The sequence below is a fragment of the Proteiniclasticum sp. C24MP genome (assembly GCF_043951855.1).
In the GTDB taxonomy this organism is placed as follows: domain Bacteria; phylum Bacillota; class Clostridia; order Clostridiales; family Clostridiaceae; genus Proteiniclasticum.
This window is the reverse complement of the sequence record NZ_JBINJW010000011.1, coordinates 61,476-86,658: the sequence shown is the minus strand read 5'-3', so window position 1 is coordinate 86,658 and position 25,183 is coordinate 61,476. Positions and strand designations below refer to the sequence as shown.

Sequence of the window (25,183 nt, the reverse complement as noted above, 5' to 3'; positions counted from 1 at the left end):
CTTCCCAGGGGATCGGGGTATATCTGAAATTGCAATGGGAAGTCCTTCTTATCAGGAATGCATGGGCATTACAGGAAAGAAGGACAGGACGTTACGTTCCTCTGCAGAAAACATCTTGATTTATGCAGAGGTTTTTTTCGGGACATTATGACTCTATGAACAGGAAGGACAGGGCACTGAAGAACGAAACCTGGCAAGCTGTTCCCGTTCCGCTTAGCGGAATGTTGACTATCAGATTAGCATTATCGCAGTACTTTCATTTTTTATTGATGAAAGTATTATGTTTTACGGGCAAAAATTGCGAAATAGATTGAAACTGAATGGCTAAAATAATATAATAATAACAAGTATTAAATAGTGATATAAGAAGCATTGCTATTTTATTAACAAAGAGTGGTTTATGCATAATTGTCTGAAGTCTATTTCAGAAAGTATCAGGGGGGGAATAGAATGTACAAGTATGATCTCGTTGTTGTAGGAACCGGTGTTGCAGGGTCAACTGCAGCATACAGCTGCCGTGAGGAAGGAATGATTGTGGCGGTCATCGACAAAATGCCTTTTGGAGGTACCTGCGCTTTGCGCGGATGTGATCCGAAGAAAGTTCTTGTAGGCGCAGCTGAACTGATGGACAGAATTGAAAGAATGAAAGGCCTTGGCATACAGGAGGGCAGTAAGATCTCATGGGAAGATCTTATGGCTTTCAAACGCACTTTTGTAGATGGAGTGCCAAAGCGCAACGAAGAAGCATACGAGAAAGCGGACATCGACATGTATCATGGCACTGCGGTTATGACCAGTAAAAATCAGATTCAGGTGAACAATCACAATCTGACCTTCGACCGGCTTCTCATCGCAGCAGGAGCAAGACCTCAGCTGCTTCACTTCACTGGAGAAGAACATCTTCTCATCAGTGATGATTTTCTGGAACTGGAACATCTTCCGAAGAAGCTGGTTTTTGTCGGAGGAGGGTTCATCTCCTTCGAGTTCGCACATATTGCGGCGCTGGCCGGCGCGGAAGTTCATATACTGCAAAGAAGTGATAAACCGCTGAAGAACTTTGATGAAGAGCTGGTGAAGCTTCTTGTCAGGCGTTCTGAAGAGATGGGTATCAAGGTTCACCTGAATGCAGCACCTTTCCTCATTGAAAAGAAGGAGGATCATTACCTTGTTTATGCGGATCAGGATGGAGAAAGTATTTTAATAGAATGCGACAGAGCAGTGCATGGTGGAGGTCGTGTTCCTGATATTTATGATATGGATCTTGAAAAAGGAAATGTGGAGTACGACAGGCACGGAATCAGAGTCAATGAGTATCTGCAGAGTATAAGCAACCACAGGGTATATGCTGCGGGAGATGCGGCAGCGACAAGAGGCTTGCCACTGACACCGGTGGCAGGAAAGGAGTCTGCAGTTGTCGCAGAGAATATCTGGCTGGGCAATGGAAGAAAGGTGCATTACGGCGTGATGCCCTCCATCGTTTTTACTCAGCCGAAGCTTGCCATCATCGGATTGACAGAAGAGAGAGCTGCAAGGAAAGGCTACGATGTGTCAGTGAACCGGATCAATACGAAGAACTGGTATACCTATAAAAGAACCAATGAGCCTTATGCCATGGTGAAGACCGTTGTGAACAACAAGACAGGCAAGCTTTTAGGGGTGCACATTCTCGGCAGCAATGCAGATGAACTCATCAACTATTTTGCGCTCATCATGAAATTCGATCTTCCCTATGACGAAGTCAGTGATATGATTTTCGCCTATCCTACATCGGCATCGGATCTGAAACATCTGCTGAAGTAATGAAGTGTATATTGTAAAAGGAGAACTCCGGACTGCCCCTGAAAAAGGCGGTTCCGGAGTGTGTTTTTATCCTTGTGAAATCTGGCTTCAAGAAGGATAATCACGGACCCTTCATAGAAAGCAGCTGCAGCACGAGAAGCGTCATGAAGAGAACTGAGCCAGATTCTTCTTTCTGATACGTTTATGCAGTTCACTTTCAGTTCACAGAGCACTCTTATACTTCATGTATCTTAAACATCAGGAGGATTTGAAATTGGATAAGAACAGAAAGAAGAATAAGAAGAACAAGAAATGGATCGCTGCACTGGTGGGAACTGCAGTGGTGCTCTTTGTGGGCAGCAGAATCATTGCCCCGAAACCCGTGGCCTATGAAGCTGTGGAAGCGAAGACGGAAGATATCATCACCTGGTATTCCTTCGCGGGGAACATTGAAGCAAACAGCAGAGAAGTGCTGCTTTCCGACAGTCCATTCACGGTGGGTGAAATCTATGTGGAAGTGGGCGACCTGGTGGAAGAAGGTACCGAGCTTCTGGAGTCCGGCAGCGAGGAGAATCCGAAATCAGGCATTGAAGGAGAAATAACTGAGGTTTTCGTGAAGGAAAACGAGTCTGTTTCACCGGGCACGAAGCTTGTTTCCATTGTGGACTACAGTGCCCTGGAAGTCGTTGTGAAGGTGGATGAATTTGAACTGGATGCTGTCACGGAAGGAAAAGAAGTGGTGGTTCGGGTCAATGCGCTGAATAAGGATTATAAGGGCACAGTGGAGAGCCTGTCCAAAGAAGGCACTGTGATGAATGGCGTTACGTATTTCATGGCTGTGGTACAGCTAGATTATGACGATGCCCTGAAGGTAGGAATGTCCACCGAGGTCACACTGCTGAAAGAAGAAGTCAAAGGGGCTGTGACGCTGCCCATGACCGCCATAAAGTTTCATGACGATAATACCCCCTATGTACTGAAAATGGGACCTGAAGGGACCACTGTGAAGAGGCATGAAGAGAACCTATCTCATTGAATACGTACAGGCAGACTCCGAAAGCGGTAGATGATACCGGCTTCGGAGTTTTTTTCATTGAAAGTGTTTAATACGAAGGATATACTGAAGACAGCTGAAGCACATGAAGGTTCAGAGGAGCAGAAAGTGTTTTATGGGGGTGTCTGTTATGGCAAAAGTCATCGGAGTGGGAGGACTATTTCTGGAGTTCAAAGGAGAAAAAGAAGCGCTTCACAGATTCTATAAGGAGATTCTGGGAATGGATATGTCTGCGTACGGTTCCGGATTCACTGAAGGGGAGCAATTGATGCTGCTGTCTTTTAAAAGAGAAGGAGAGAAAATGCCGCTGATCAATTTCAGAGTGGATGATCTCACAAAGCTCATGGAGATTCTGAAACAGAAGGATCTTGAAACGGATGAGATTGCTGTCTACGACTACGGTAAATTTGCGCATTTCACAGATCCTTTCGGAAACTACATCGAACTGTGGGAACCGGAACCTTATAAGTATAAGGAGATGGTGAGAAAAGAGAGGGAAGCCTATCTGGAAAAACGCTAAGTGCCGGCGCAGGACAGGGCGAAAATTGAAGATGTTTTAGGTTTCTTGTGAACAGGAAAGGACAGGAGGAAGGATTATGGATAGAAAGAAGAAAAACAGAAAAGCGGCTTGGGAACCGGACCTAGAGCAGGATGAAACCTTTTATTTCATTGCGGGGTATACTTCCTGGGGGGTTCCCTATGGGGTGACCTGGGAGCAGGCTTATGAAGAAGGGCTTATGGATGAAAAAGAGAAGCTTCGATGGGAGAAGCTGAATGAGGCATATGAGGATGAGGATATTCCTTTCTGACGGTCTGTGAAGAAAGAAGTTGAAAGAAAGCAGGGCACGGTAAAATCAGGCATAGATTATGGAGAGGAGTCAATTTATGATCATACAATGCACGAAAGTCTTGGGAGAGAGTATGGGGAGGAATCTGGTCACGCTGGAGGAATCTCAGAAACAGGAGCAGCATCCACTGGGGTTGTGGCATGCGCATATGACGAAGGTGAATCGAAGAAACACGGTCATCATGGTGAATGAAGAGACCCTTTATGCAGTGGTTCTCTATGGAGTGAAGAAGAAAGAATTTCTCCATCTGGAAGAGGAAATGGAGAAAGGGATTCGAAAAGCGCTGAAGGCTGATGGGTACAACGACCAGGTGATCAGTGAATATTTCAAAGCCTCTCCAGCCATCCTTTTGGCAAGAGAAACCAATCGCAGCATACAGGGCAAAATCACCATGATCAAAAGAAGCCTCGAATACAGCAAGGATCTTGACCCTGCAGTGATTCATCAGAGCCTTGTGGGCGCTCAGCTTAACACCTATTGCCACAGGATGAAAGATGACAGGCTGATGGTTCCGGAAGAGGAAATGCATCGTGAGCTTGAGAAATCATTCAGTTCTGTTCTGGAGCATCTGCCTATACGGGAGTTTCAGCATTATGAGCTGAAAATAAGACTGAAGCTTGACTTTACGGACATCTGGAGAAGAGTTTCTGTCCCATCCTATTATTCCTTCAGGCAGCTCAGCCATGTCATACTGACTCTTTTTGACTGGCAGGACTATCATATCCATGAATATATCGTCAAGCGAGCACACGGGAAAATGCTGATTGTTCAGATGGATGAGGATCCGGACAGGCTGTTCTCTGACAGTCGTGATACCATGGAGCTGAAACAGGAACAGTTTCTGCCGCTGGAAGAAATATTCAGGGAAGACGTCACTGAAATCACCTATGTCTACGATCTGGGAGACTACTGGGAGCATGAGATTCAGGTGGAAAAGATGACCATGCGAGAAGAAAAACTGCCCCTCTATCTGGGGGGAGAAGGGGAAAGGCCACCGGAGGATACTGGAGGCAGCGGCAGCTTTGAAACGTATCTTGAAATCATCGCGGACAAGAATCATCCCCAATATGCGTTCATGACAGAATGGGCAGAACCGCTGAGAGAAAGAGCCAGAAGTGCGGAAGAAATCACAAGCAGGCTCAGACATACTCTTTTTGGCTATTACTGGTAACCGATCCAGAAAGAGAAAGGGTGAACGAAAAACAACAAGAGGCATAAAAAGAGAAAGCTTAGCAGCATCCATCCGGATACCGCTCAGCTTTCTCTCGTCTGTTACTCCAGTCTGTCCACCTGCTTCTGGAAGGCAAGAAGATGACTGTCTGAACCTTTTTTCAGTGCATCAAAGACATTGTAGATGTTCTCCGGAAGATCGTAGCTCATGAATTTCTCGTACATGGCGATGTTGTCAATTTCAGCCTGGACGCCTGTTCGGGCTGCTTCAAGAAGATTCTCCGGAACAATCAGATGCGCTTCTGACTGATCTTCAGGGAAAGGCATATCATAGGATGCATAGACTTCCCTAAGGAAAGAAAGGTGCATCTCTTCCGAACGTGCAATGTTCGTATAAGGTCTCTCTGCGCCGAAGAGATCAATGATCTCAAGGTACTCTCCGTGGGCCAGATATTCGTCCTCAACTGCATACATCAGCATATCTGCCAGACTCAGGTCCTGATCAAGAAGTGCTCCGATGGCGCCATACCCTTCCGGTGAAAGCGCCAGTTCTTCTTCCTTCAACGGCTCCGGATCGCTGTCCACATTGTGATCCACTGTGGGTTTCGGATTCTCTGGAACAAAAGCGTCAGGTGCAGTATCAGCCCCTTCCTCTACGGGTACGGACACTGTCGGCTCTTCTGTCTCCGGATCTTCCACGGATGCACATCCAGTGGCGAGAGACAAAGTGAACACAGCCACCAAGGTCATCATTATTAACAAGATATTATGTTTCTTTGAATTCACTGTATTTTCTTTCCTTTTCATGGTAACGACTCCTTTTTTTGTACTACTATAAGGATAAACAATAATTATGTCGAAAACATGTTATTCATCAGGCAGAACCCTTACATTTGCACTTCGGAAAATGCTGATGGATGATTTCGTGTGGAAAGGAGAATGAGAGGAAGGATATCATACTCGGCAGTTTTTCGGACATTCAAATGAAGCTTCTGGTGGGCGAACTTTCCTGCTTCCTTCTGATTCTTTTCCTGCGTATCTCTGGAAAGAGAAGTCTATCAAAGATGAACGCCTTCGATCTGATCATCACGGTTGCGCTGGGGTCAACCTTTGCCACGGTGATGCTGGATAATTCCATCGCTCTGATGGAGGGGATGGCGGCGCTGGGACTTCTTATTTCAATGCAGTACGTGGTGACTTATACCGCAGTCCGGTCGAAAAGAATGCGAAAACTGATAAAATCCGATCCGACGCTACTATATTATGAGGGGGAGTTTCTGGAGCAGAATATGAAGAAGGAGCGTATTCTTGAAGACGAGATCCGTCAGCATGTGAGAAATGCGGGATACGGAAGCTATGAGGAGGTCTCAGCGGTGGTGCTGGAGACGGATGGAACTTTATCCGTCATGGGCTCGTTGGGCGAACTTCTTCCATCGGAAGAACAGTGAAGTTGTCTGATTCATAGGTTCTTTGTGAAATATCAGATGAGTCAACAGGTCAGTTTCCCATGAATTTCTTCAGTGTCTTGTGAATGGGACTCCCATCCTAAGCCAAAAAAGTACAAATTGAAAACAAGCTAACAGAATCTTAAAACTACAGCGGAAATAACCATGATATTATTAATATAATTGTCAAATAAATGAGAAAACAGAGTATTTCAGAAGAGCTGAATCAGGCAAGAAAGGTGGGATAGTCATGGGGACGGTCCAGGATCAGATGAAAGAATACCGGAAGCAGCTTCAGAAAGGGATGATTCAGAAAGCCTATGGTGAAATCATGGGTTTCATGAATGATCTCAAGGGTCATCTGAAGAAGAAATATAAGGAGCATCAGATCAGCAGTCTGTATCAGGGATATATGGACATGACTTACTTTTCTTTCACGCCAAAACAGCTGAAAGAGAGAAATCTTAAGATTGCAGTGGTGTATCTTCACGAGGAAAACCGGTTTGAAGTCTGGCTCAGCGGAGTGAACAAATCAGTGGCGAAAGAGTACATGGAGAAGCTCAAGACACTGGAGACGCCTGGGTATGAGATGAAAGAATCTCCGGAAGGTGTCGACTTCATCACCACAATGCTGCTCACCAATGAGCCGGATTTCGAGCAGAAAGAGAAGCTGAGAGATGAAATAGAATTGAGGTGCATCTCCTTTGGCAAGGAGATGACAGAGCTGACAGATCAGGTGTCATGCTGAAAATGAGATGAAATAATAAAGACGGTATATAGCGTATGGAGGTACTTATGAAAGAAAAGGAAAACAGAGCCCCCCAGAAAGTGGATACGAAAACCTTCCTGAAAGATGTGCTCATCTGCTCCCTGGGCGCTTATGGCGGACCGGAAGCCCATTACGGAGTATTCACGGATCAGATGGTGGTGAAGAAGAAATACATCACGGAGGAAGACCTCATAGAACTCATAGCTCTCACCGGAATTCTTCCTGGACCCAGCAGCACCCAGACGCTGGTTTCCATAGGATACAAGATGGGTGGTCCGAAACTGGCCTTTCTGACCATGCTAGTATGGGCACTGCCTGTGGTGGTGGTGATGACGATTCTGTCTTTTCTCAGTCAGATTCTGGCAGGATGGAATCTTTCCCAGGACGGATTTCGATATATCGGGCCTATGGCTGTGGCCTTCATTGTCATGGCTGCCTACCGGATCGGACGTAAAGTGGTGAAGGATCAGATGACGTTTCTTCTGCTCCTGTTCGGCGCTGTGACCACCTACTTCATCAGAACGCCATGGATCTATCCGCTGGTGCTGGTGCTGGGGGGAGTCGTCACAGTGCTTGCTTCCAGCGAAAAGGATCTGTGGAATCGGGTGAAGCTCAATCCGCCCTGGAAATATCTCATAGCCTTTGCTGTATTTGCAGGAGGCAGTCTGATACTTGCATGGATCTCTGACAACCGGATCATTCAGATCTTTGAAAGCTTCTACCGATATGGATATCTGGTCATAGGGGGAGGACAGGTGGTGGTGCCCCTGATGTATGGAGAACTTGTGGAACTGAATCAGTATATGACCAGCCAGGAATTCCTTACAGGATTTGGTCTGGTACAGGGACTGCCCGGTCCCATGTTCAGTTTCAGCGCCTATGCCGGAGGCATGGCGGCCAGAGGTGCAGATGCCTTCACCCAGGTGATGGGCGCTTTTGCAGGAGCAGTAGGGATATTCATGCCAGGACTTCTTCTGATCTATTTCATCTTCCCGGTGTGGGAAAAACTGAAGAAGATCAAGGGCATCAAGGCTTCCTTGAAGGGCATCACTGCAGTGGCTGGAGGACTCATTTCAACTGCAGCGGTGGTACTGATGCAGAGAAGTGGAGTGCAGGCAGATAATATACTTGTAATGCTCATTACGCTGGTCCTTCTCTTCTGGAAGAAGATTCCGGCACCCCTTATTGTGCTGGGTGTTCTTATAGCGGGTTTTCTTTTTTAGAAGACAGGAAGCAGAATGATTCAGCTGAAAGTGAGATGGAAATGCGCTGAGCGGATTGCATGAAGACAGCGCTGAAAGATAGAGCGAGGAAACAGTGAAAGGAGCTGAAATTCGTGGATGCGAAGAAGAAAAAACTGAGCACTGCCGAGAAGGAAGAACTCCTTCAGACATTAGAAGACCGATTCAAGAAGCATAAGGAGAGACATCCGGAGCTGAAGTGGGAAGACGTCCTAAAGAAACTGGAAGAGAATCCTGAGAAGCTGGAGTCGCTTCATGTCATGGAAAGGACAGGAGGAGCGCCTGATGTGGTTTTCCATGATAAGGAGAAGGACATCTACACTTTCATGGACTGCTCCAGGGAGACTCCGGAAGGAAGAAGGAGCATCTGCTTTGATGAAGAAGCGCTCGAAAAAAGAAAGAAGAACAAACCGGAAACCAGCGTAGAGAAGATGGCTGAAGATATGGGCGTGGAACTGCTCTCAGAAGAAGAGTACAGAATGCTGCAGGACCTGGGCGAATTCGATACGAAGACCTCCAGCTGGATCAGAACTCCGGAAGCCATCCGAAAATCAGGCGGTGCCTTGTTTGGTGACCGAAGATATGACGCGGTCTTTATCTATCACAACGGGGCAGACTCCTATTACGGTGCAAGAGGGTTCAGAGGCAGTCTCAAAGTATAAGTCATAACTGGATATGTTTTCAACTGCAGAAGCAGATTCTGATGAGTCCCATCGGCATCTGCTTCTGTATCTTTTTGGTGGGATTCTAGCGGAAGACCGTGATTCAGGGAGAAGATCTAGGTGAATGTTGCGTAGTTGAGATGATGTTTCATCTTTAAAGGTAAAAATTTGTTGTTTTACGATAAAAACAGTGATAAGATAGAGAAAAATCAGTAAAGTGAGATCATACGATGAGAAAAACAAGTATACTGTTTCTGAAGCTGTCGATCCTTTTTGTCAGCGTGCCGCTGATTCTTCTTGCCTCCTACGGCCTATACAGTCTGATGCTGAATCCTGTGAACCCCGCCTATACCTGGATGCTGTATCCAATCATTGCAGGGGTCTATCTTTCTCTGATTCCTCTCTTATGGATCTTTTTCCATCTGTACAAGCTCCTCGGACTGGTGGAAGAAAAGAGCGGATCTGAAACAAAGAACAGGGTTCTGAGAAAGCTGAGAAAGGGAAGCCTTTTCTTCGGCGGCTTGTATCTTCTGACGGAACCTTTTGTCTTTCAGGCAGCGCAGGAAGACGATGCACCGGGACTGATTCTGTTCTTCATGATTCCCGTCTTCTTTGCGCTGGTCTTCAGTGCTCTACTGACGCTCTTCCTCGACAAGGAAGACGCAGCAGGACAGAACAGGTTCTGAGGCCGAGAAGGAATCCATAGCTTCATAAAGCAGATCCCTTTGTCTGAAATACAAAGGGATCTGCTGTTATATAGAGGATGTCCTTGAATCCCAAAGGAGATGGCTTTTGAGACGCTCATAGAATGAGTAGGGTTTATGAAATACAATTGTGTAATTGCTATAATTAGAAGTAGTGAAATTCTTTCAGCGGGAAAGAATATGAAATTTAGGAGGTACAAATGAACGCAATTGCAGGCATCTATGGGAGCAGAACCAGTCTTTCAGAGATTGAGACTATGGTGAAACTCATGGGTCATAGAGGCCGGAGTAAACAGATCATCAGGGAAAAGACCTTTACAGGAATCGAACTGGATACACTGAAACAGGAAGGTGAACAGAGCGGTAAAAAGGAGAAGATTCTCTTCAGCGGTAAGATCTACAACGCTGAAGAGCTCAAGAAGCTTCTGGATGGACCAGAGACACGATATGAGCACAGAGACGATCTTCTGGTGCTGGATCTTTATCAGTCAAGGGGAAAGGATTCTGTGAAGCTGCTGGAGGGGGTATTTGCCTTTGCAGTCTATGACGAGGAAAAAGGGCTTCTCATGGCGAGGGACCCCTTCGGCATCGAACCGCTCTACATCAGTGAAGATGAGAAAGAGATCCTCTTTGCTTCGGAGATGAAAGCCATGTCTTCGATGAAAGGCGGATTCAGGGAATTTCCCATCGGTTCCATCTATGAAGAAGGCAAAGGGTTCGAAAAGTATTACAGCATCCCCGAAAAAAGCGGAAAAATCAGAAGCTTTGATGCGGCGGTGAAAGGGATCAGGGATCATCTTGAGCGTGCAGTGAAGAAGAGAATCGAACGAGAAAGACCTTTCGGCGTCTATCTCAGTGGAGGTCTGGACAGCAGCATCATCGCGGCCATCACCGCAGAGAAAGTCCAGGGCATCGATTCCTTTGCTGTGGGCATGAAAGGCAGTGAGGATCTGAAGCATGCAAGACTCTGCGCAGAGTATCTGGGAACGAACCATCATGAATATGTCTATGATCTCAAGGAGATGCTCTCGGTGCTGCCCGATGTGATCTATCATCTGGAGTCTTACGATGCAGCCCTTGTGAGAAGCTCCGTGGCGAACTTCCTGCTGGCGAGGCTTGCAGGAGAGAAGGCGGATGTGGTGTTTTCAGGCGAAGGCGCAGATGAGCTCTTCTGCGGATACAGTCAGTTCAGAACCATGAATGAAGAGGAAGCCAACGAAGAGATGGTTGAAATGCTTGGAACCCTCCACAGCACTGGGCTTCAAAGAGGAGATCGCATGTCCCTCACCCAGGGAATCAGAGCAAGAGTGCCGTTTCTTGATCCTCATATGGTGGAGTATGCCATGCGCATACCGTTATCCATGAAGATCGGACCACAAGGTCAGGAGAAATGGATTCTGAGAAAAGCCTATGAAGACATGCTGCCAGAAGAGATTCTCTACAGAAAGAAAGACAAATTCAGTGTAGGTGCCGGATCTTCGGAGAAGCTGGCTGAAGTGGCGGAAAAAACCATTTCCGACAGAGAGTTTCTTGAGATGAAAGTGACACCTGCCGGCAACGCGCTGAGAAGTAAGGAAGAACTGATGTATTACAAGATCTTCAAGGAATTCTATCCGGAGCCTTCGGTGGAAAGATCCATCGATTTCACCAAGGTGATTTAGAACAATAGGAAAATAATTGAAAGCAGATCTCTAAATGGAAGGAGATCTGCTTTTCTTCCTGTATGAAGATGAAACATCATCTGAACCGTGATAGAATAGCATTGAAAGAAAAATCAGATGCATTGGAGGACGAATATGAAATTCTGCTGGAGCACATTGAAAGTGAAGAACCTGGATGAATCCCTTTCATTCTATGAAGAAGTTCTGGGACTTAGGGTGAAAAGAAGGTTTCAGGCGGGACCTGAAACGCAAATCGCATTTCTTGGAGAAGGAGAAACGCAGATCGAGCTCATTGAAGTGAAGGGCAAGAACACTACCCTTGTGGGACCGGATATTTCCTGGGGGTTCCAGGTGGATTCTCTGGAGAAGATCATGGAGCTTCTTGAAAAGAAGGGCATTGAGATCCTGGAAGGACCGTATTCTCCCAACCCGACAACAAGCTTCCTCTATATACTGGATCCCAACGGGATGAAGATTCAGCTGGTGGAAATGAAGAATGAAAGCAGGGGACAGAAGCTATGATGGATAAACTAAAAGGACTCGATACAGTGCAGTATCTGGTTGTGGTGCTGCTCAGCTATCTTCTCACCTTCGGACTTTTAGGGTCATTAGGGGTAAGAGAATACCTGATCACAAATTATTCGAGAATGGTGGATTTCGTCGTGTTTCTTCTGATCTACCTGATAGCATTTGCTGCACTTGCGTATTTCGTGGACTGGCTTTGGAGTGTGCTGAACATCCGGAAAAAATAGGAACAGCATAATATGAAAAACCCGAATCGGTGGGAAGGATGTAACCTGTCCACTGATTCGGGTTTTCTTCTTTCCTCTCCATATGTCAGGGTTCGTGTCTTGGATGGTCTTCCACAATCTGGATGGCTCTAACCAGTTCCTGGATGATGTCCGACTGGAACTGATGGTCAAGTTCTTTCATCTTGGTGAAAATAAGACCCCGATCGGACATGATATACTGTGGCTTCAGATGATTCAGCGCCATGGCCTTGATGTCGTTCTGGCACTTTTCGCATGCTATGATATGACTCTTCTCCTTTATGAGTGAAGGCAGATGACTGTCCACTAAAGTCTCCATATGATTTTTCAGCATTTTATCCCCCTTGAAGGTTTTTTGAGATATAATAAGATAAAGGACCATGTATAAACAATATAACATCAGGAGAATTGGTGTACAAGATATATTTTATCCTCAGATAGTCAGCTATCCTGGAATCTGAAAAAAATGTAAAAAACAACAGTAAAAGAGGGAAAAGCATTAACAAAAGAAGGATCATGCCGATATCTATTGGTGTGATCAGAAAGAGAACCTTTACGGGTCTTCTTCGTATGAATTGAATCGACATGAATTGTTGCATAGCACCTGATTACAACAAAATCAAAAATTAGGAGACCAGTATGGACCGTAACACGAATATCAGCTTTTTGATCAAACTGATCGGTGACACCATAGAAACGAAAGCCAACAAGAGATTGAAATCTCATGGGATCACACTGTCACAAGGAAGGATCCTTGCTTATCTTTACGAAAGAAAGACGGAAAAGACTTCACAGAAGGATATGGAAGAGTATTTTCAGGTGACGCATCCGACAATCATCGGGATCCTCAAGCGACTTGAATCCAAAGGACTCATTGTAAGTGAAATAGACGAAATCGACAAGAGAGTCCGAAATATCTCCCTTTCACCGGAATTTGAAGGCAAGTCCGCAGCAGTTCTGGCTTATCAGAGCGAGCTGGAAGAACAGATTCTAAAGGGGATCAGTGAAGCAGATACGAGGCAGCTGAGAGAGTACTTGAATCATCTGCTTCTCCATGCGGAGCAGATGGAGTAAACACTGTTTAACCGGGAAATCAGAAGAAAGACTCCATGCATGGACTGAAGCCCTCTGCATGGCGGTCTTTCTTTTTATTCTCCTGCCTTTGTCTGCATCTGAGCAGAAAAGAAAAATCAGCTGCTATTTGAAATTGAGTTTTTTACATGATAAAGTGTGTTATACAAAGATTTTAGGAGATGAAAGATGAAAGATATTATATTACTTCTGGTTCTGCAGCTTGTCTATGTACCCATGCTTGCTCTGAGAACCATCAGTATGGTGAAGAAACTGACCTTACTTACAGCGGTCTTCGGATTTCTGGAAAGCATTATCTACGTATTCGGATTATCCATCGTTTTTTCCGGAGAACAGAGCATCCTGCAGATGATCGTCTATGCCCTGGGATTCGCATTAGGACTCATAGTGGGCATCCACGTGGAAAACAAGATCGCCATCGGGTATACATCCATTCTGGTGAATATCAAGGAGCTCAATGAAACCTTCATCAAGGCGTTAAGAGATGGGGGCTTCGGTGTTACGGTATTCAAAGGAGAAGGAAAGGACAGTCCGAGATACAGACTGGATATTCTGACCAAAAGAGCCCGTGAAAATGAGCTTCTCGCCTATATCGAGAAGTATGAACCTCAGGCGTTTGTGCTTGCCTATGAACCTACCCGATTCAAAGGCGGCTACATGGAAATGATTATGAAGAAGCAGAACAAGCTGCGCAGTCAGATGAAGAAGATCGATCCGATCTTGGAAGATGAAGATGCTTCATGGCTCCAGAGAGAAAAGGAAAAGATCATTCAGGAAGTGAAGGAACTGAGAAACAGTGACGACTCCGATCGTGCAAGCGAATGATGAAAAGCCGCTGAAACTCCAATGGGAAGTTTCAGCGGCTTTTTGAATAGATAGAATCCACTGTACAGCAGGGGTTCATTTGTATTATTGTAGAATCATAAAAGAGTGAAGCGGGGAAAGGAGAGAAAGAAATGTATAGAGACCTTATGGACAGCATAAAAGACATGAGAAAGCATTACAGACTGTATGTTAATTTCGGTCTTCTTTACCTGATTCTTTTCGGCATCATATTTGTACCGCTGCTGTCTTACGTCATCAATCGGATATTCCTCTCGGTGGAAGGTGGCGTGCTTCTCAATCTTGACGTATTTAAAATTCTCCTGAGACCAAGTGGGCTGATTTCCGTTCTTGGCCTGCTGCTTCTTAGTACCCTGTTTCTGTTCGTACTGTTCGGCACCTACCTGATCCTGTCTCAGAAGAAGATCTTCCAGAAGGAAATACTGGTGTCGGAAGCGGCATTGACGGCGGTGAGAGCCATACCCAGACTGTTCAGGTTCGAACTGTTCTATCTGGTGCTGCTTCTCTTCCTACTCATTCCCCTGGTGGAGTTTCCGACCAACCCCGTTTTAAGAAGATTCATCGATGTTCCACCTACCCTCGTGAAGAACATTGATTCCATACGCTTCGGCACTGCGTTATACATCGGCGCTCTGCTGCTTATGGTCTATTTTCTGATCCGGTGGATGTTTGCCTTTCATGAGGTGTTCTTTGAACGCAAATCCATCAGAGCATCTCTGAAAAGCAGCGCCAGACTGACCAGGGGCATAAGAGGGAGGCTTCTATTAAGACTCCTTCTTGTGAATGTGGTGCTCCTTGGGATGTTCATTCTCTTTTTCTATCTTGTGGCTCAGATTCCCGCTCAGCTGAATCTTCCTGTGAACTATATCGTGAGAGATTATTTCATCACGTTCACAGGACTCAGTCTCTTCATCTATCTTATGATGCTTCTACCTGTGAATCTTCTCTATCTCACCAGGGTCTACTACAGAGAAAGAGAGAAACTGGGGCTGGATGTGGAGGATAAGATCCGTACTGTGAAATGGAACTGGATCATGAAGAGGGAGGAGGAACTCAGAAACAATCTCAGAAACAAGAGGATCGCGTTTATATTCCTCTTCATGCTCAGTCTTCTGATCTCCTTCACTGTAAGCTACAGGGTCAATGACGGATTTCTCTATACAGGAAGAAAAATTCTGGTGGCGGCTCATAGAGCCGATGCCATGAATGCACCGGAAAATTCTCTAAGTGCCATAGAATCTGCGCTGAGTTTAGGGGCCGGCGTCATCGAGATGGATGTGCAGATGACTGAGGATGGCGTACTGGTTCTTCATCATGACACCTCTCTGCTGCGCATGGTGGGGGTGCCTGAGTCCGTAGCGGATTTCACCTATGAGGAGCTCATGGAACTGGAGATCGGCAGCCGTTTCGACGATGCGTTCACCGGAGAGAGAATTCCGACCTTGACCGAAGCGCTGCAAGTGGTGAAAGATCGAGGAGAAGTGCTTCTGGATGTGAAGGTGAACGATAAAAGAAGTGAAGTGGCTGTGAAGATACTGCAGGAACTTGAGGAAAGCGGGATGAAGGAGTTTTCCTATATCCAGTCCTTCGACTACGGTTTTCTGCGTGAGATAAGAGCCCTGGATAAGGAAATCAGACTGGGACAGATTCTTTATGCAGCCTTTGGCAGACTGGATCAGCTGGATGTGGATTTCTATACGGTGCAGCTAAACATGCTCAGTCAGAATCTGGTGAAAAGAGCCCATGATGCAGAGCGGGGAATCTTTGTATGGGTGGTGAAAACAGAAGAGGAGCTTAAGAACGCTCTGCAGTATGACATCGACGGCATCATCACCGGCGATGTGTCTCTGGTCAGTGATATGCTTGGTACAACTCCTCTGGAGGAGGAACTGACAGAAGAGGAAACACCTTAACGGAAGAAGGATGCCTGTGCAATACAACTGGATGGAGAATGATATGTTCATTCTGGAAGGAGATGAAAATGAATCAACGGATAAGAGAGATGAGGGAGATTCTAGCGAAAGTGCCGAAAGTGCAACTGGGATTCTTTCCCACGCCGCTTCAGAGACTAGACAGACTTTCGGAGAAACTGGGGGTGGAAATTCTGCTCAAAAGAGATGACCTGTCCGGCATCAGCCAGTTTGGAGGCAATAAAATAAGGAAACTGGAATATCTCATGGCCGACGCACTGAAAGAAGAGGCGGATACCGTGATCACCTACGGCGCCAGCCAGTCCAACCACGCCATGCAGACGGTCACCGCCTGCAGAAGACTGGGTCTTCATCCTGTGCTGTACCTTACGGATCTCATCGGTTCCGATGAAGAAAATCCCTCAGGAAACCTGCTTCTTGACCGGATCCTTGGTGCGGAAATCCATCTGGAGCAGCCAGGTACGGGCGACATGATGGAAGCGGAAGAGAGAATCCGGGAGAAAGTGAAAGTGCGGATTGAAACCTTGAAGGGGGAAGGCAGGACATGCTATGAGATTCCCATGGGCGGGGCCAATGCCATAGGCTCTTTGGGATTTCTGGAAGCTTATCTGGAGCTTACGGAAGATCTGCTTCGAAAAGGGCAGGTGGCGGATTATCTGTATCATGCCACAGGAACAGGAGGAACGCTGGCTGGACTCATGGCAGGAAAAACCCTCATTCAGTCGAAAACGGAGATCGTATCCATCGGTGTCGGCATCGGTGGAGAGGAATACAAGGGGAAAGTGGTGGCACTTTCCAATGGGGCCATTGAACTGCTGGGTCGGAAGGAAAGGGTTCTGGAAGAGGATCTGTCGGTGATGGAGACCTATTACGGAGAAGGCTATGAAGTGCCCAGTGCGAAAGGTTCCAGAGCCATCAGGCTTCTGGCTGAAACGGAAGGGATTCTCCTGGATCCGGTCTATACGGCCAAAGCCTTTTCCGGCATGCTGGACCATATCGAGAAGGGAATCATAGAAAAGGGAAGCAGAGTGGTCTTCTGGCATACTGGCGGGGCCACAGCGCTTTTCGCCGAGAAAAAAATTCTGGGTGATATCTACTGATTATTTATAGTGGATTCCCTTGCTTTGTGCTAAAATAAGTGAATTACAGATCATCATGGCATGGTCTATGGATAGTCTAAATCGCAATGGAAAGAAGGACTCATTATGAATACAAGAAATGTATGGAATAAGATCATGAAAAGTGTGGTGCTGCTGGGATTCATTTTCATCCTTTTCTACCTGGTTCAGAATTTTGATATCTACAATGTGGACCGGATCATGGACGACCTTCATGAGATGGCGGAAAGAACCTCCGTGAAGATTCCCTTCATTGTCATCGCAACAGTTCTTCTGGTGTTCTTCGTGCCTATTTCTCCGGTGGCGGGGGCGGCAGGACTGCTGTTCGAAATCGAAGGCATCCTCTACATCACCGTGGCAGGTCTGTTCGCTGCCCTGATCTCCTATGCCTTTGCGAAACTCTACAGAGGCAATGTGGAGCAGTGGATCAGAAAGTTCTATTTGAGAAAAGAAAGAGAGGTGCCTCTGGAGGAAATGCTTCTTCGGATCAGAGAGCATGGCTTCAGCTATGCGCTTTTCGTGAGAGCGCTTCCCTTTATGCCATTCAGTCTGGGAAATCTCATCTTCGGCGTGAGCACGGTTTCTCTCATGGACTATCTCACCACCACGGTCATCACTGTGGGGGTAGGACAGGGCATCAATGTTTTTCTCGTGGCCATGGCATCGGATTTCAGCGAGCAGAAGATGGGCACACTATTTGCAGTGGCTCTGAAAGCGCTCTATTATTTCATGATCTATGCATGGTCTAAAAAGAACCGGTATCATGCTGCGGATGAAAAGATTCTGGATAGTCAGGAGTCACCTGATTCCTTATGAAAGTGCAGAGGGAAAGAAAGGCTGAAGAAACAATTTCGTTTCTTCAGCCTTTCTCGTTATGAGGATTTTCGCATCGCTTCCTGAAATACGATCTTCGTTTTCCTGAAGTTTATGTTCAGATAGAGCAGTATTCCTGTCACGGCACCGGAACTGTCTATGAGCACATCACGCAGTTCACCGCTTCTGCCAGGCACAAATGTCTGATGGAATTCATCGCTGTTGGCATAAAGCATGCAGAAAAAGAAGACTCTGAAAAAGGATGTCCGGTCCTTCTGTTTCATGGCATGGGCAACAAAGAGGGCGAGAATCAGGTATGCGGTGAAATGTGCGCCTTTTCGTACCAGAAAATGGAAGAAATCCGCTTCCAGGTTCAGCCGGGGCAGGAATGCATGGATGATGCTGTATAAGGTTTCTGTGATGCCTGAACTGAGCTCACTTGAGCTCCCTCCCTGCTGATGGGAAAGGAAGAAAATGAACCCCATCCAGAGGATGGATGGAATCCATCTGGTATAGTCTGCTTGTTTTTTCATGTCAATGCTCCAGCTTTATCATATTTTATCTTTTGCGTTTTAGTTCGGAGAATGGATCATACGGTAGTATTTTGCCTTGAATCCCAGTTTTTCATAGAGCTTTCTCGCTCGTTTATTTGGAAGATCCACATGCAGGGACATATTGCCACCGGTGAGTTCCAGCATTTCCGAAATAAGGGTGGTGGCGATGCCTCTGCCTTTATTGCCTTCTTTTGTGGCGATGTAGGCCAGGTGATAGGTCGGTATGAAATTCTCAAAACCGGTATTGACCACAAGGCAGATTCCCTGAGGCACGTTGTTTCGCAGGGCAAGAAGAATAAACCCGTCTTCTATGCCGTGGTCCAGGGCGTCCAGAGTCTCTTCGATGGGGTCTTTATAATTCTGGAGCCATTCCTCGATGAAGGAACCCAGGGTTTCTTTGCTGTAGGTATCGAAGTCCTTTATTCGGATCATGGTAAGATCGCTTCTCCCGTCATTCAGAACGATGACATGCTTTCCTTTTTCCAGTTCGCCGTTTTTCGCCATTTTATAGAAACCGGCGAAGGGATAGCCTTCTTCTGTGGAAAGAAGGATGTTTTCCTGCTTCTTCAGCATCTGGACGCTTTCCTTGAGTAGTGACTCGTCTATGGACAGGAGATTCCCTTGGGTGTCATAGATGGCCTGCAGTGTCTCTTCCAGAAGGAAACTGTCTCCTGTGAAAAGATCTCTGGTGTATTTATTGACTGAAACCCTGTAGTTTTCCAGATCCTCCAGTGCATAGCTTTTTCTGTAGTCGTCGAAAATAAAGTTGCCTTTCGGAATGGTGCAGGAATAGATTTTAGGAGTCACATCCAGTTCTCCCGACACCCATTTGTCCATGAATCCGTTGTGAAGGGCGGAAACGGTGTATCCGTAGCTCAGCTGGGTGAACACGGTGGTGATTTCTTCTCCCAGGCGATCCACAATCTCTTCTCCGATTTTCTGAAGGGGGATCACGCTGAGATTCTTGTTGTGATAGCCGTTACTCGCGTTGTAGATCTCGTTGTCTCTGCAGTAGGCATCGATAAGATGGGCCTTTTCACTGGGACTGTTGGAGAAGGCGATGAACTCCTCACCACTGAAAGTGGATTCCTTCCACTTTTCTCCTTTAAACCGGGCAATCTTCACATTCACATCCGATCGAGCGGCGAAAAACAGAACCGCACTGATGTAATCCAGTGCTCCGTCTGTCAGGAGGGTATCCTGTCCTTTCATGATGCAGTCTCTCACCATCACTTCAGCGATCCGGTCATATTTGTGATGAGAAGGATTGGCACCTTCCAGCTTCAGATAAATTTCACCGACGTCAAAGATTTTTTCCAGATTCTTTGCTCTCATGAGGGGGGTTTTTCCTGAAATATTCATAGATTCACTCCTTATTTTTTTGGATTCGGGTATAACATGTGCTGTTATCTCCATAATGAAAGTAAGCTTCGCTTACACTTTCTATCTAATTAATAGCGTAACATAATGTGGAAAAACAGACCACCCATCAGTTTTGCTGAAATACCGGACAGAGCTCGAATGTTTAGGGTTTATTCAGGAAGCAAATGATGTATAATAAAACTTGTGCGATTGAGTGATATCAATACGCTAACACTATGGCACATCATCATTTTGAGTGAAAAGAAGGTTCCTTCTATTTCGGATAGATGGTTTGAGAAGCAAAACAGATAAAGAAAAGTTATGTATAATTTGACCTGCTGCGCTTTATTTTTACGAAGTACAGCCGATATCTTGAATGAGTAATTACGTGGTGTAACATCTGACGTAAATTGGGATAAAGCCCTTGGAGTTTGTTGTGAAGAAAAGAATGAAATCTAAATCCGTGGATCTGAAGTATTTTGTTATACCATTTCTCCTGATAACAATTACTTTTTCCTACCTGATCTATGGAACGATAACCAGCTGGATCAGAAATAACTATGATTATATAAAATCCGATGCCATCAATGTGGCGAGAGTCTACTCTCAGAATCTGAACAAGTCCACCAAAGCCAAGGACCTGCTGTATGATCTCATTGATGACAGACTGAAGACGGCAAGCAGCGCATTGTCTCAGAGAAATGGAGCACACAGCAATGCGCTTATGGCTTCTCTGGCTGAGGATCTCAATGTGGATGTGATCTATTCCTATGACAGAAATGGAGTGATCCGATTCGCAAATTCAGAAGAATATATCGGATGGAAGGCTGAGGAAGGGCACCCCGTCCATGATTTCATGAACAGCGGGAAAACCTTCCATGTGGAAGAAGTCCGAAAGGATTCGGAGAGCGACAGAAAATACAAATACAGCTATACAAGATTGAGTGATGGGCGATTCTTTCAGGTCGGCGTTTCCGCGGAAAGCATTGAGGGTTTTCTCAATGACTTTGAAATGAAACAGCTGCTGTCTGAAATCGGGAAAAGCTACACTGTCGATTTCTCCCATTTCATTGGTCTGGATCACCGTATTCTGGAATCAACCCATGAGGAGTTCATTGGAAATGCTGTAAATGATAAGGAAATCATCCAGGCCATGGAACGCAATCTGGAAGTGGACAAGATATCCGAGGTGATGAGCCAGAATGCCTATCAGGTCTATGTGCCGGTATACGTGGATTCCGTGAAAATAGGTACACTTGTAGTTGGTCAGTATGTGACCGGATTCTTTGATGCGGCGTTCAAAATCATCGGAAGCGGTTTTCTCGTGCTTCTCAGCATCATTGTGGTTATGGGGATTCTCATCGTCATCACCTACAACAAGACCAATAAGCATATGAAGCTCGCCTATTTTGATCCGCTGACAAAACTGCCCAATGATGCGTATATGAAGGAGTTTCTGGCCGGTAAGATCAGTCAGAAGAAGATCTCGAACAAAGCGATTTTTCTCATCAATATGAGAAACTTCAGAACCATCAACATTGCACTGGGTTTTGAAGTGGGAGATCTGATCATAAAGGAAATTTCCCAGAGACTGGAAAAAGCGCTGGAGAAGAAGGGAATACTCTTCCGTTTCTCTGGAGACCGTTTTCTCTTCTATGTGGAAGGATACAGGGATGCTCAGGATCTTGAGAAGATCAGTAGAATCATCGCGCAGGTATTCGACAAACCTTTCGAATACCTGCGGAAGAACAAGCAGATCCGACCTGAAATCGGAATTGTCGAAATCAGTGACCGCTACAGAAATGTGGACGATCTCATGAAGGATGCCTCCATCACCATCACCTACCTTGCAGATGGTGTCAGCGATCATATGATCTTCAATGCGGAAATGAGAAACAAGGTGGATCGGGAAGAAGTCATAGAACTGGAACTGGTGAGGTCCTATAAGAACATCAATGATGACATCATCCATCTGGAGTATCAGCCCAAGATCAACGCGAAGACCAACCAGATCGTGGGATTTGAAGCCCTTGCAAGAATGAACTCAAAGAAACTCGGTTTTGTCTCACCAGTGGAATTCATAGACATCGCGGAGAAAAAGCAGCTGATTCTTCCACTTGGCACGATGATTCTTGAAAAGGCCTGCATATTCACAAGAAAGCTGGTCAGTATGGGTCATCGGGATATCCGTATGGCGGTGAATGTCTCCGGAATCCAGCTGCTTATGGATGACTTCGTGGATACCGTATCGGATATTGTCTCTCGTACAGGTATCGAAACGAAGAACCTGGAGCTTGAAATCACGGAAAGCATCATGCTTGAAAACTATGCCATGATCAATGATGTGCTGCAGAAACTGAGAAATATGGGTATTGAAGTATCCATGGATGATTTCGGTACAGGGTTTTCTTCTCTGGCAAGCATCGGTGAGCTGAATATCGATATTGTGAAGATCGATCGCCACTTCATCACGAAGATCATTAAAGGTACGGAAAAGAATCTCATCACCAATGACATCATCTCCATGGCACACAAACTGGGGCTTCAGGTCATTGCGGAAGGGGTGGAAAGCGGAATTCAGCGAGAGTATCTTATGAGGAACGGTTGTGAAATCATGCAGGGATATTATTTCAGCAGACCGCTCAATGAAGAGAAGGCCATTGCCATGTTAAGAGCAACTAGCTGAGTGAATAAGGAAAAAACAGGGTGGAACCAGAAGGTTTCATCCTGTTTTTTTATGGGTCCATCATTTTTCGGCATGAATTATCGTACTATTATACGGAAATAATACAATTGTATTCAATATTTACAAAATGTTCATGCTTATATTTGGGAAATGGCACAAGTTTTCGTCGGGCTCATGTCATTTCCTTTGGTAGTCAAATAGTTTAGGCGCCTTCAACAAAATGACGGAATTTTCTGCGTTTCAAGACATTGATATAATTTATCAAAATATTCAGCGGATTACGTGAATACTATTAAATTTAATGAGCTCTTAAACTATTTCTTTATAGTATTTTATATCACTCTGTTTTCGACATGATAACACTAATATTATATCGAATGGTGTGGATGTTTTTGACGACACTTGTAATAAACTAGAATCATATTATAATATTAATATATCAAGTCAGAGCTTGTCGTTTCCTTGGTCTGAAATCAGTTTTTTTCGGGGAAAGTGAAGTGTAACTGATCAGGCTGCTTTTTTGTATTCGACATCAGCATCATAAGGGGGAGTAAAATGCCATACTACAATTTTAAGAAGATGTGGACACCACTGGAAATTTTTCGTGTATACCTTTATAGGGAAACCCATGAGGGGAATTACTGGATGAAGGTCGGAAAGAGAAAAAGAAAGAAGCTGTTTTAGAATGAACCGTAATGAATAGAAATGAGATCTTTTGATGTATATGCAGAATCTGCATTATGCATCATTTTTTTTCGCATATCCACTTGTGTAATTTATGGAAGGATGATAGTATTTCCTATACGGACATTTCGTTTAATGATATTAAAATTCAGAATATAAAGATATGGTAGCCCTTTAACAATAATTATGATAATTGTGATGTCAATGCATTTATCAGCAATAAATTGAGAAATCTGAAAGCTAAAGCGTATGAGATTCAAATTAATTATGAAAATTATTTATGATATTTGCATAGATTATCGAATTCATTGAAAAAAGGTTTACATGTTGATATAATTACGAATGTCAAAAACCTAAGGGAGGTAAACTAATGGCTAAAACAAACAACAAAGACAAAAAAGGTGTTCTGAAAACCATCGAAGTTGTAGGAAACGCTCTGCCACATCCAGCAATCATATTTGTAATTCTAAGTGTAGCAGTTGTGATTATTTCTTATATCGTGTCACTGATCGGTACACAGGTAACCTACTACGATGCAAAACAGGCTGCCGACGTGACCATCGGTGCGGAGAATCTATTTTCTGCTGCGGGTCTACGTTATATCTTCAACAGTGCAACCAGTAACTTCACAGGATTTGCTCCACTTGGAACCGTTCTTGTAGCAATGCTTGGTGTAGGTGTAGCTGAATGGTCAGGACTGATCTCAACAGCACTGAAGAAGCTTCTTACAAATGTTCCTGCAAGACTGCTTACAGCGGTAGTTGTATTTTCCGGTATCATGTCCAACGTGGCATCCGATGCTGGTTATGTAGTGGTTATTCCACTTGGTGCGATCATGTTCGCAGGTGCAGGCAGACATCCTATCGCAGGTCTTGCTGCAGCATTCGCCGGTGTATCTGCAGGATTCTCCGCAAATCTTCTGATTGGAACACTGGATCCGCTCCTAGGTGGTATCACCAACGCTGCGCTTGAAGCTGCAGGGTCCACCGTACAAGTGCTTCCAACAGCAAACTACTACTTCATGGTGGCTTCCACATTCCTTCTTACATTCCTCGGTACAATTGTAACCGAAAAGATTGTTGAAAAGAATCTTGGTGCTTATCACGGAGATTTCGAACCAAACAAGGAAAAGATCACGGACATTGAAAACAGAGGTCTCAGAAATGCCGGTATTTCACTTCTGATTTTCGCTGTCATCATGCTGATACTGACCGTACCAGAAAATGCGCTTCTGAAAGCACCCAATGCGGATGGAGATCTTGTGATCACAGAATTCCTGAGCAAAGGTCTGATTTTCATGATTCTTCTGGTCTTCATGATTCCTGGTTATGTTTATGGTAAAACCGTAGGCAAGATCAAGAACACCAACGATCTTGTAGAATCCATGACCGATGCCATGAAGAGCATGGGCGGATACCTGGTGCTGGCATTCTTTGCTGCACAGTTCGTATCCTACTTCGGAAAATCCAACCTGGGAACCATCCTTTCTGTTAAGGGTGCGGAATTCCTCGAGGGGATCGGATTCACAGGACTTCCACTGATTCTTGGATTCATCGTGATCTCAGCATTCCTGAACCTGTTCATGGGTTCTGCGTCTGCGAAATGGGCCATCATGGCACCGATCTTCGTTCCGATGATGATGAGACTGGGGCTGTCACCTGAGCTTACACAGGCTGCCTACAGAATCGGTGACTCCACAACGAACATCATCTCCCCACTCATGAGCTACTTTGCCATGATCGTGGTATTTGCCAAGAAGTATGACAAGGAAAGTGGTATCGGAACCATCATTGCAACCATGGTACCATACACACTGGTATTCCTGGCTGGATGGGTCGTTATGATGATCATCTGGTACGTGGCGAATCTGCCACTGGGACCTGGAGCGTTCATTCACATTTAGTTTCTAAAATAAGGCTGTTTTTCAGCCTTATTTTTTTACAGCAACTTTTTATTCTCATGGTAGAATGATAAGAAAGATACGAATACACAGAAAA

Annotated in this window: 25 protein-coding genes; 21 read left to right on the top strand and 4 right to left on the bottom strand. The window is 45.3% G+C overall.

The window, feature by feature from the left end; all coding sequences use genetic code 11:
• The first annotated feature begins 450 nt into the window (after positions 1-450).
• From ACHAL6_RS09385 to ACHAL6_RS09365, 5 genes are all read left to right on the top strand, one after another.
• Positions 451-1,800, top strand: coding sequence for a dihydrolipoyl dehydrogenase family protein (locus tag ACHAL6_RS09385; RefSeq protein ID WP_395270315.1), 1,350 nt, complete (start codon positions 451-453; stop codon positions 1,798-1,800).
• A 253-nt stretch (positions 1,801-2,053) separates the two neighbouring features.
• The gene (locus ACHAL6_RS09380) at positions 2,054-2,815 is read left to right on the top strand and encodes an HlyD family efflux transporter periplasmic adaptor subunit (RefSeq protein WP_395270314.1); all 762 of its coding nucleotides are present in this window, start codon (positions 2,054-2,056) and stop codon (positions 2,813-2,815) included.
• A 148-nt stretch (positions 2,816-2,963) separates the two neighbouring features.
• Positions 2,964-3,353, top strand: coding sequence for a VOC family protein (locus ACHAL6_RS09375; RefSeq protein WP_395270313.1), 390 nt, complete (start codon positions 2,964-2,966; stop codon positions 3,351-3,353).
• Between the two features lie 76 nt (positions 3,354-3,429).
• Complete coding sequence (locus tag ACHAL6_RS09370) at positions 3,430-3,642, top strand: hypothetical protein (RefSeq protein WP_395270312.1); 213 nt, start codon at positions 3,430-3,432, stop codon at positions 3,640-3,642.
• 76 nt (positions 3,643-3,718) lie between these two features.
• Complete coding sequence (locus ACHAL6_RS09365) at positions 3,719-4,852, top strand: plasmid pRiA4b ORF-3 family protein (RefSeq protein WP_395270310.1); 1,134 nt, start codon at positions 3,719-3,721, stop codon at positions 4,850-4,852.
• Between the two features lie 101 nt (positions 4,853-4,953).
• Here the strand turns inward: ACHAL6_RS09365 and ACHAL6_RS09360 are convergent, their stop codons facing one another.
• A complete protein-coding gene (locus tag ACHAL6_RS09360; protein ID WP_395270308.1) occupies positions 4,954-5,658 on the bottom strand; it encodes a DUF2202 domain-containing protein in 705 nt (234 codons plus the stop codon).
• A gap of 110 nt (positions 5,659-5,768) precedes the next feature.
• Here ACHAL6_RS09360 and ACHAL6_RS09355 point away from each other — a divergent pair, with 110 nt between their 5' ends.
• The 8 genes from ACHAL6_RS09355 to ACHAL6_RS09320 all read left to right on the top strand — a co-directional run bounded on the left by ACHAL6_RS09355 (position 5,769) and on the right by ACHAL6_RS09320 (position 12,085).
• A complete protein-coding gene (locus ACHAL6_RS09355; RefSeq protein WP_395270307.1) occupies positions 5,769-6,299 on the top strand; it encodes a DUF421 domain-containing protein in 531 nt (176 codons plus the stop codon).
• A 247-nt stretch (positions 6,300-6,546) separates the two neighbouring features.
• Positions 6,547-7,044 (top strand): DUF7000 family protein, encoded by a 498-nt coding sequence (locus ACHAL6_RS09350; RefSeq protein ID WP_395270306.1) that lies wholly within the window; start codon positions 6,547-6,549, stop codon positions 7,042-7,044.
• A 47-nt stretch (positions 7,045-7,091) separates the two neighbouring features.
• Entirely contained in the window at positions 7,092-8,288 is a 1,197-nt protein-coding gene (gene chrA, locus ACHAL6_RS09345) for a chromate efflux transporter (RefSeq protein WP_395270305.1), read from the top strand.
• 113 nt (positions 8,289-8,401) lie between these two features.
• Complete coding sequence (locus tag ACHAL6_RS09340) at positions 8,402-8,968, top strand: DUF4256 domain-containing protein (protein WP_395270304.1); 567 nt, start codon at positions 8,402-8,404, stop codon at positions 8,966-8,968.
• 230 nt (positions 8,969-9,198) lie between these two features.
• Positions 9,199-9,654 (top strand): DUF2975 domain-containing protein, encoded by a 456-nt coding sequence (locus tag ACHAL6_RS09335; protein WP_395270302.1) that lies wholly within the window; start codon positions 9,199-9,201, stop codon positions 9,652-9,654.
• Between the two features lie 218 nt (positions 9,655-9,872).
• Complete coding sequence (locus tag ACHAL6_RS09330) at positions 9,873-11,333, top strand: asparagine synthase-related protein (protein WP_395270301.1); 1,461 nt, start codon at positions 9,873-9,875, stop codon at positions 11,331-11,333.
• Positions 11,334-11,468: 135 nt separating this feature from the next.
• A complete protein-coding gene (locus tag ACHAL6_RS09325) occupies positions 11,469-11,855 on the top strand; it encodes a VOC family protein (RefSeq protein ID WP_395270300.1) in 387 nt (128 codons plus the stop codon).
• Positions 11,852-12,085 carry a hypothetical protein gene (locus ACHAL6_RS09320; protein WP_395270299.1) on the top strand — a complete coding sequence of 78 codons (234 nt, stop codon included), beginning with the start codon at positions 11,852-11,854 and terminating at the stop codon, positions 12,083-12,085. The genes ACHAL6_RS09325 and ACHAL6_RS09320 overlap by 4 nt, the downstream gene beginning before the upstream one ends.
• 85 nt (positions 12,086-12,170) lie before the next feature.
• Here the strand turns inward: ACHAL6_RS09320 and ACHAL6_RS09315 are convergent, their stop codons facing one another.
• Complete coding sequence (locus ACHAL6_RS09315; RefSeq protein WP_395270297.1) at positions 12,171-12,437, bottom strand: late competence development ComFB family protein; 267 nt, start codon at positions 12,435-12,437, stop codon at positions 12,171-12,173.
• A 305-nt stretch (positions 12,438-12,742) separates the two neighbouring features.
• Between ACHAL6_RS09315 and ACHAL6_RS09310 the strand changes: the two genes are divergently transcribed.
• The 5 genes from ACHAL6_RS09310 (at position 12,743) to ACHAL6_RS09290 (ending at position 17,903) form a co-directional block, all read left to right on the top strand.
• Positions 12,743-13,177, top strand: a complete 435-nt coding sequence (locus tag ACHAL6_RS09310) for a MarR family winged helix-turn-helix transcriptional regulator (RefSeq protein WP_395270295.1) — start codon at positions 12,743-12,745, stop codon at positions 13,175-13,177.
• A 186-nt stretch (positions 13,178-13,363) separates the two neighbouring features.
• Positions 13,364-14,020: a DUF2179 domain-containing protein gene (locus tag ACHAL6_RS09305; RefSeq protein ID WP_395270293.1), complete on the top strand. Its 657-nt coding sequence runs from the start codon at positions 13,364-13,366 to the stop codon at positions 14,018-14,020.
• Positions 14,021-14,151: 131 nt separating this feature from the next.
• Positions 14,152-15,951, top strand: a complete 1,800-nt coding sequence (locus ACHAL6_RS09300; protein ID WP_395270291.1) for a glycerophosphodiester phosphodiesterase family protein — start codon at positions 14,152-14,154, stop codon at positions 15,949-15,951.
• A gap of 68 nt (positions 15,952-16,019) precedes the next feature.
• Positions 16,020-17,069: a 1-aminocyclopropane-1-carboxylate deaminase/D-cysteine desulfhydrase gene (locus ACHAL6_RS09295; protein ID WP_395270289.1), complete on the top strand. Its 1,050-nt coding sequence runs from the start codon at positions 16,020-16,022 to the stop codon at positions 17,067-17,069.
• Between the two features lie 105 nt (positions 17,070-17,174).
• Positions 17,175-17,903 (top strand): TVP38/TMEM64 family protein, encoded by a 729-nt coding sequence (locus tag ACHAL6_RS09290; protein WP_395270288.1) that lies wholly within the window; start codon positions 17,175-17,177, stop codon positions 17,901-17,903.
• Between the two features lie 56 nt (positions 17,904-17,959).
• Here the strand turns inward: ACHAL6_RS09290 and ACHAL6_RS09285 are convergent, their stop codons facing one another.
• Positions 17,960-18,433: a VanZ family protein gene (locus ACHAL6_RS09285; protein WP_395270286.1), complete on the bottom strand. Its 474-nt coding sequence runs from the start codon at positions 18,431-18,433 to the stop codon at positions 17,960-17,962.
• Between the two features lie 39 nt (positions 18,434-18,472).
• A complete protein-coding gene (locus ACHAL6_RS09280; RefSeq protein ID WP_395270284.1) occupies positions 18,473-19,816 on the bottom strand; it encodes a pyridoxal-phosphate dependent enzyme in 1,344 nt (447 codons plus the stop codon).
• Positions 19,817-20,252: 436 nt separating this feature from the next.
• Between ACHAL6_RS09280 and ACHAL6_RS09275 the strand changes: the two genes are divergently transcribed.
• The 3 genes from ACHAL6_RS09275 to ACHAL6_RS09265 all read left to right on the top strand — a co-directional run bounded on the left by ACHAL6_RS09275 (position 20,253) and on the right by ACHAL6_RS09265 (position 25,089).
• Positions 20,253-22,502 carry an EAL domain-containing protein gene (locus tag ACHAL6_RS09275; protein WP_395270283.1) on the top strand — a complete coding sequence of 750 codons (2,250 nt, stop codon included), beginning with the start codon at positions 20,253-20,255 and terminating at the stop codon, positions 22,500-22,502.
• Positions 22,503-23,057: 555 nt separating this feature from the next.
• Positions 23,058-23,186 carry a hypothetical protein gene (locus tag ACHAL6_RS09270; protein ID WP_395270282.1) on the top strand — a complete coding sequence of 43 codons (129 nt, stop codon included), beginning with the start codon at positions 23,058-23,060 and terminating at the stop codon, positions 23,184-23,186.
• A gap of 370 nt (positions 23,187-23,556) precedes the next feature.
• On the top strand, positions 23,557-25,089 hold the full coding sequence (locus tag ACHAL6_RS09265; protein WP_395270281.1) for an AbgT family transporter: 1,533 nt from the start codon (positions 23,557-23,559) through the stop codon (positions 25,087-25,089).
• The last annotated feature ends 94 nt before the right edge of the window (positions 25,090-25,183 follow it).

Bases quoted from the DNA above. Each gene is read 5' to 3' on its own strand.
- ACHAL6_RS09325 (WP_395270300.1), top strand. From the start codon at position 11,469: ATGAAATTCTGCTGGAGCACATTGAAAGTGAAGAACCTGGATGAATCC.
- ACHAL6_RS09365 (WP_395270310.1), top strand. From the start codon at position 3,719: ATGATCATACAATGCACGAAAGTCTTGGGAGAGAGTATGGGGAGGAAT.
- ACHAL6_RS09295 (WP_395270289.1), top strand. From the start codon at position 16,020: ATGAATCAACGGATAAGAGAGATGAGGGAGATTCTAGCGAAAGTGCCG.
- ACHAL6_RS09300 (WP_395270291.1), top strand. From the start codon at position 14,152: ATGTATAGAGACCTTATGGACAGCATAAAAGACATGAGAAAGCATTAC.
- chrA (WP_395270305.1), top strand. From the start codon at position 7,092: ATGAAAGAAAAGGAAAACAGAGCCCCCCAGAAAGTGGATACGAAAACC.
- ACHAL6_RS09355 (WP_395270307.1), top strand. From the start codon at position 5,769: ATGATTTCGTGTGGAAAGGAGAATGAGAGGAAGGATATCATACTCGGC.
- ACHAL6_RS09305 (WP_395270293.1), top strand. From the start codon at position 13,364: ATGAAAGATATTATATTACTTCTGGTTCTGCAGCTTGTCTATGTACCC.
- ACHAL6_RS09270 (WP_395270282.1), top strand. From the start codon at position 23,058: ATGCCATACTACAATTTTAAGAAGATGTGGACACCACTGGAAATTTTT.
- ACHAL6_RS09310 (WP_395270295.1), top strand. From the start codon at position 12,743: ATGGACCGTAACACGAATATCAGCTTTTTGATCAAACTGATCGGTGAC.
- ACHAL6_RS09350 (WP_395270306.1), top strand. From the start codon at position 6,547: ATGGGGACGGTCCAGGATCAGATGAAAGAATACCGGAAGCAGCTTCAG.
- ACHAL6_RS09315 (WP_395270297.1), bottom strand. From the start codon at position 12,437: ATGCTGAAAAATCATATGGAGACTTTAGTGGACAGTCATCTGCCTTCA.
- ACHAL6_RS09320 (WP_395270299.1), top strand. From the start codon at position 11,852: ATGATGGATAAACTAAAAGGACTCGATACAGTGCAGTATCTGGTTGTG.
- ACHAL6_RS09375 (WP_395270313.1), top strand. From the start codon at position 2,964: ATGGCAAAAGTCATCGGAGTGGGAGGACTATTTCTGGAGTTCAAAGGA.
- ACHAL6_RS09370 (WP_395270312.1), top strand. From the start codon at position 3,430: ATGGATAGAAAGAAGAAAAACAGAAAAGCGGCTTGGGAACCGGACCTA.
- ACHAL6_RS09330 (WP_395270301.1), top strand. From the start codon at position 9,873: ATGAACGCAATTGCAGGCATCTATGGGAGCAGAACCAGTCTTTCAGAG.
- ACHAL6_RS09385 (WP_395270315.1), top strand. From the start codon at position 451: ATGTACAAGTATGATCTCGTTGTTGTAGGAACCGGTGTTGCAGGGTCA.
- ACHAL6_RS09290 (WP_395270288.1), top strand. From the start codon at position 17,175: ATGAATACAAGAAATGTATGGAATAAGATCATGAAAAGTGTGGTGCTG.
- ACHAL6_RS09360 (WP_395270308.1), bottom strand. From the start codon at position 5,658: ATGAAAAGGAAAGAAAATACAGTGAATTCAAAGAAACATAATATCTTG.
- ACHAL6_RS09265 (WP_395270281.1), top strand. From the start codon at position 23,557: ATGGCTAAAACAAACAACAAAGACAAAAAAGGTGTTCTGAAAACCATC.
- ACHAL6_RS09280 (WP_395270284.1), bottom strand. From the start codon at position 19,816: ATGAATATTTCAGGAAAAACCCCCCTCATGAGAGCAAAGAATCTGGAA.
- ACHAL6_RS09285 (WP_395270286.1), bottom strand. From the start codon at position 18,433: ATGAAAAAACAAGCAGACTATACCAGATGGATTCCATCCATCCTCTGG.
- ACHAL6_RS09335 (WP_395270302.1), top strand. From the start codon at position 9,199: ATGAGAAAAACAAGTATACTGTTTCTGAAGCTGTCGATCCTTTTTGTC.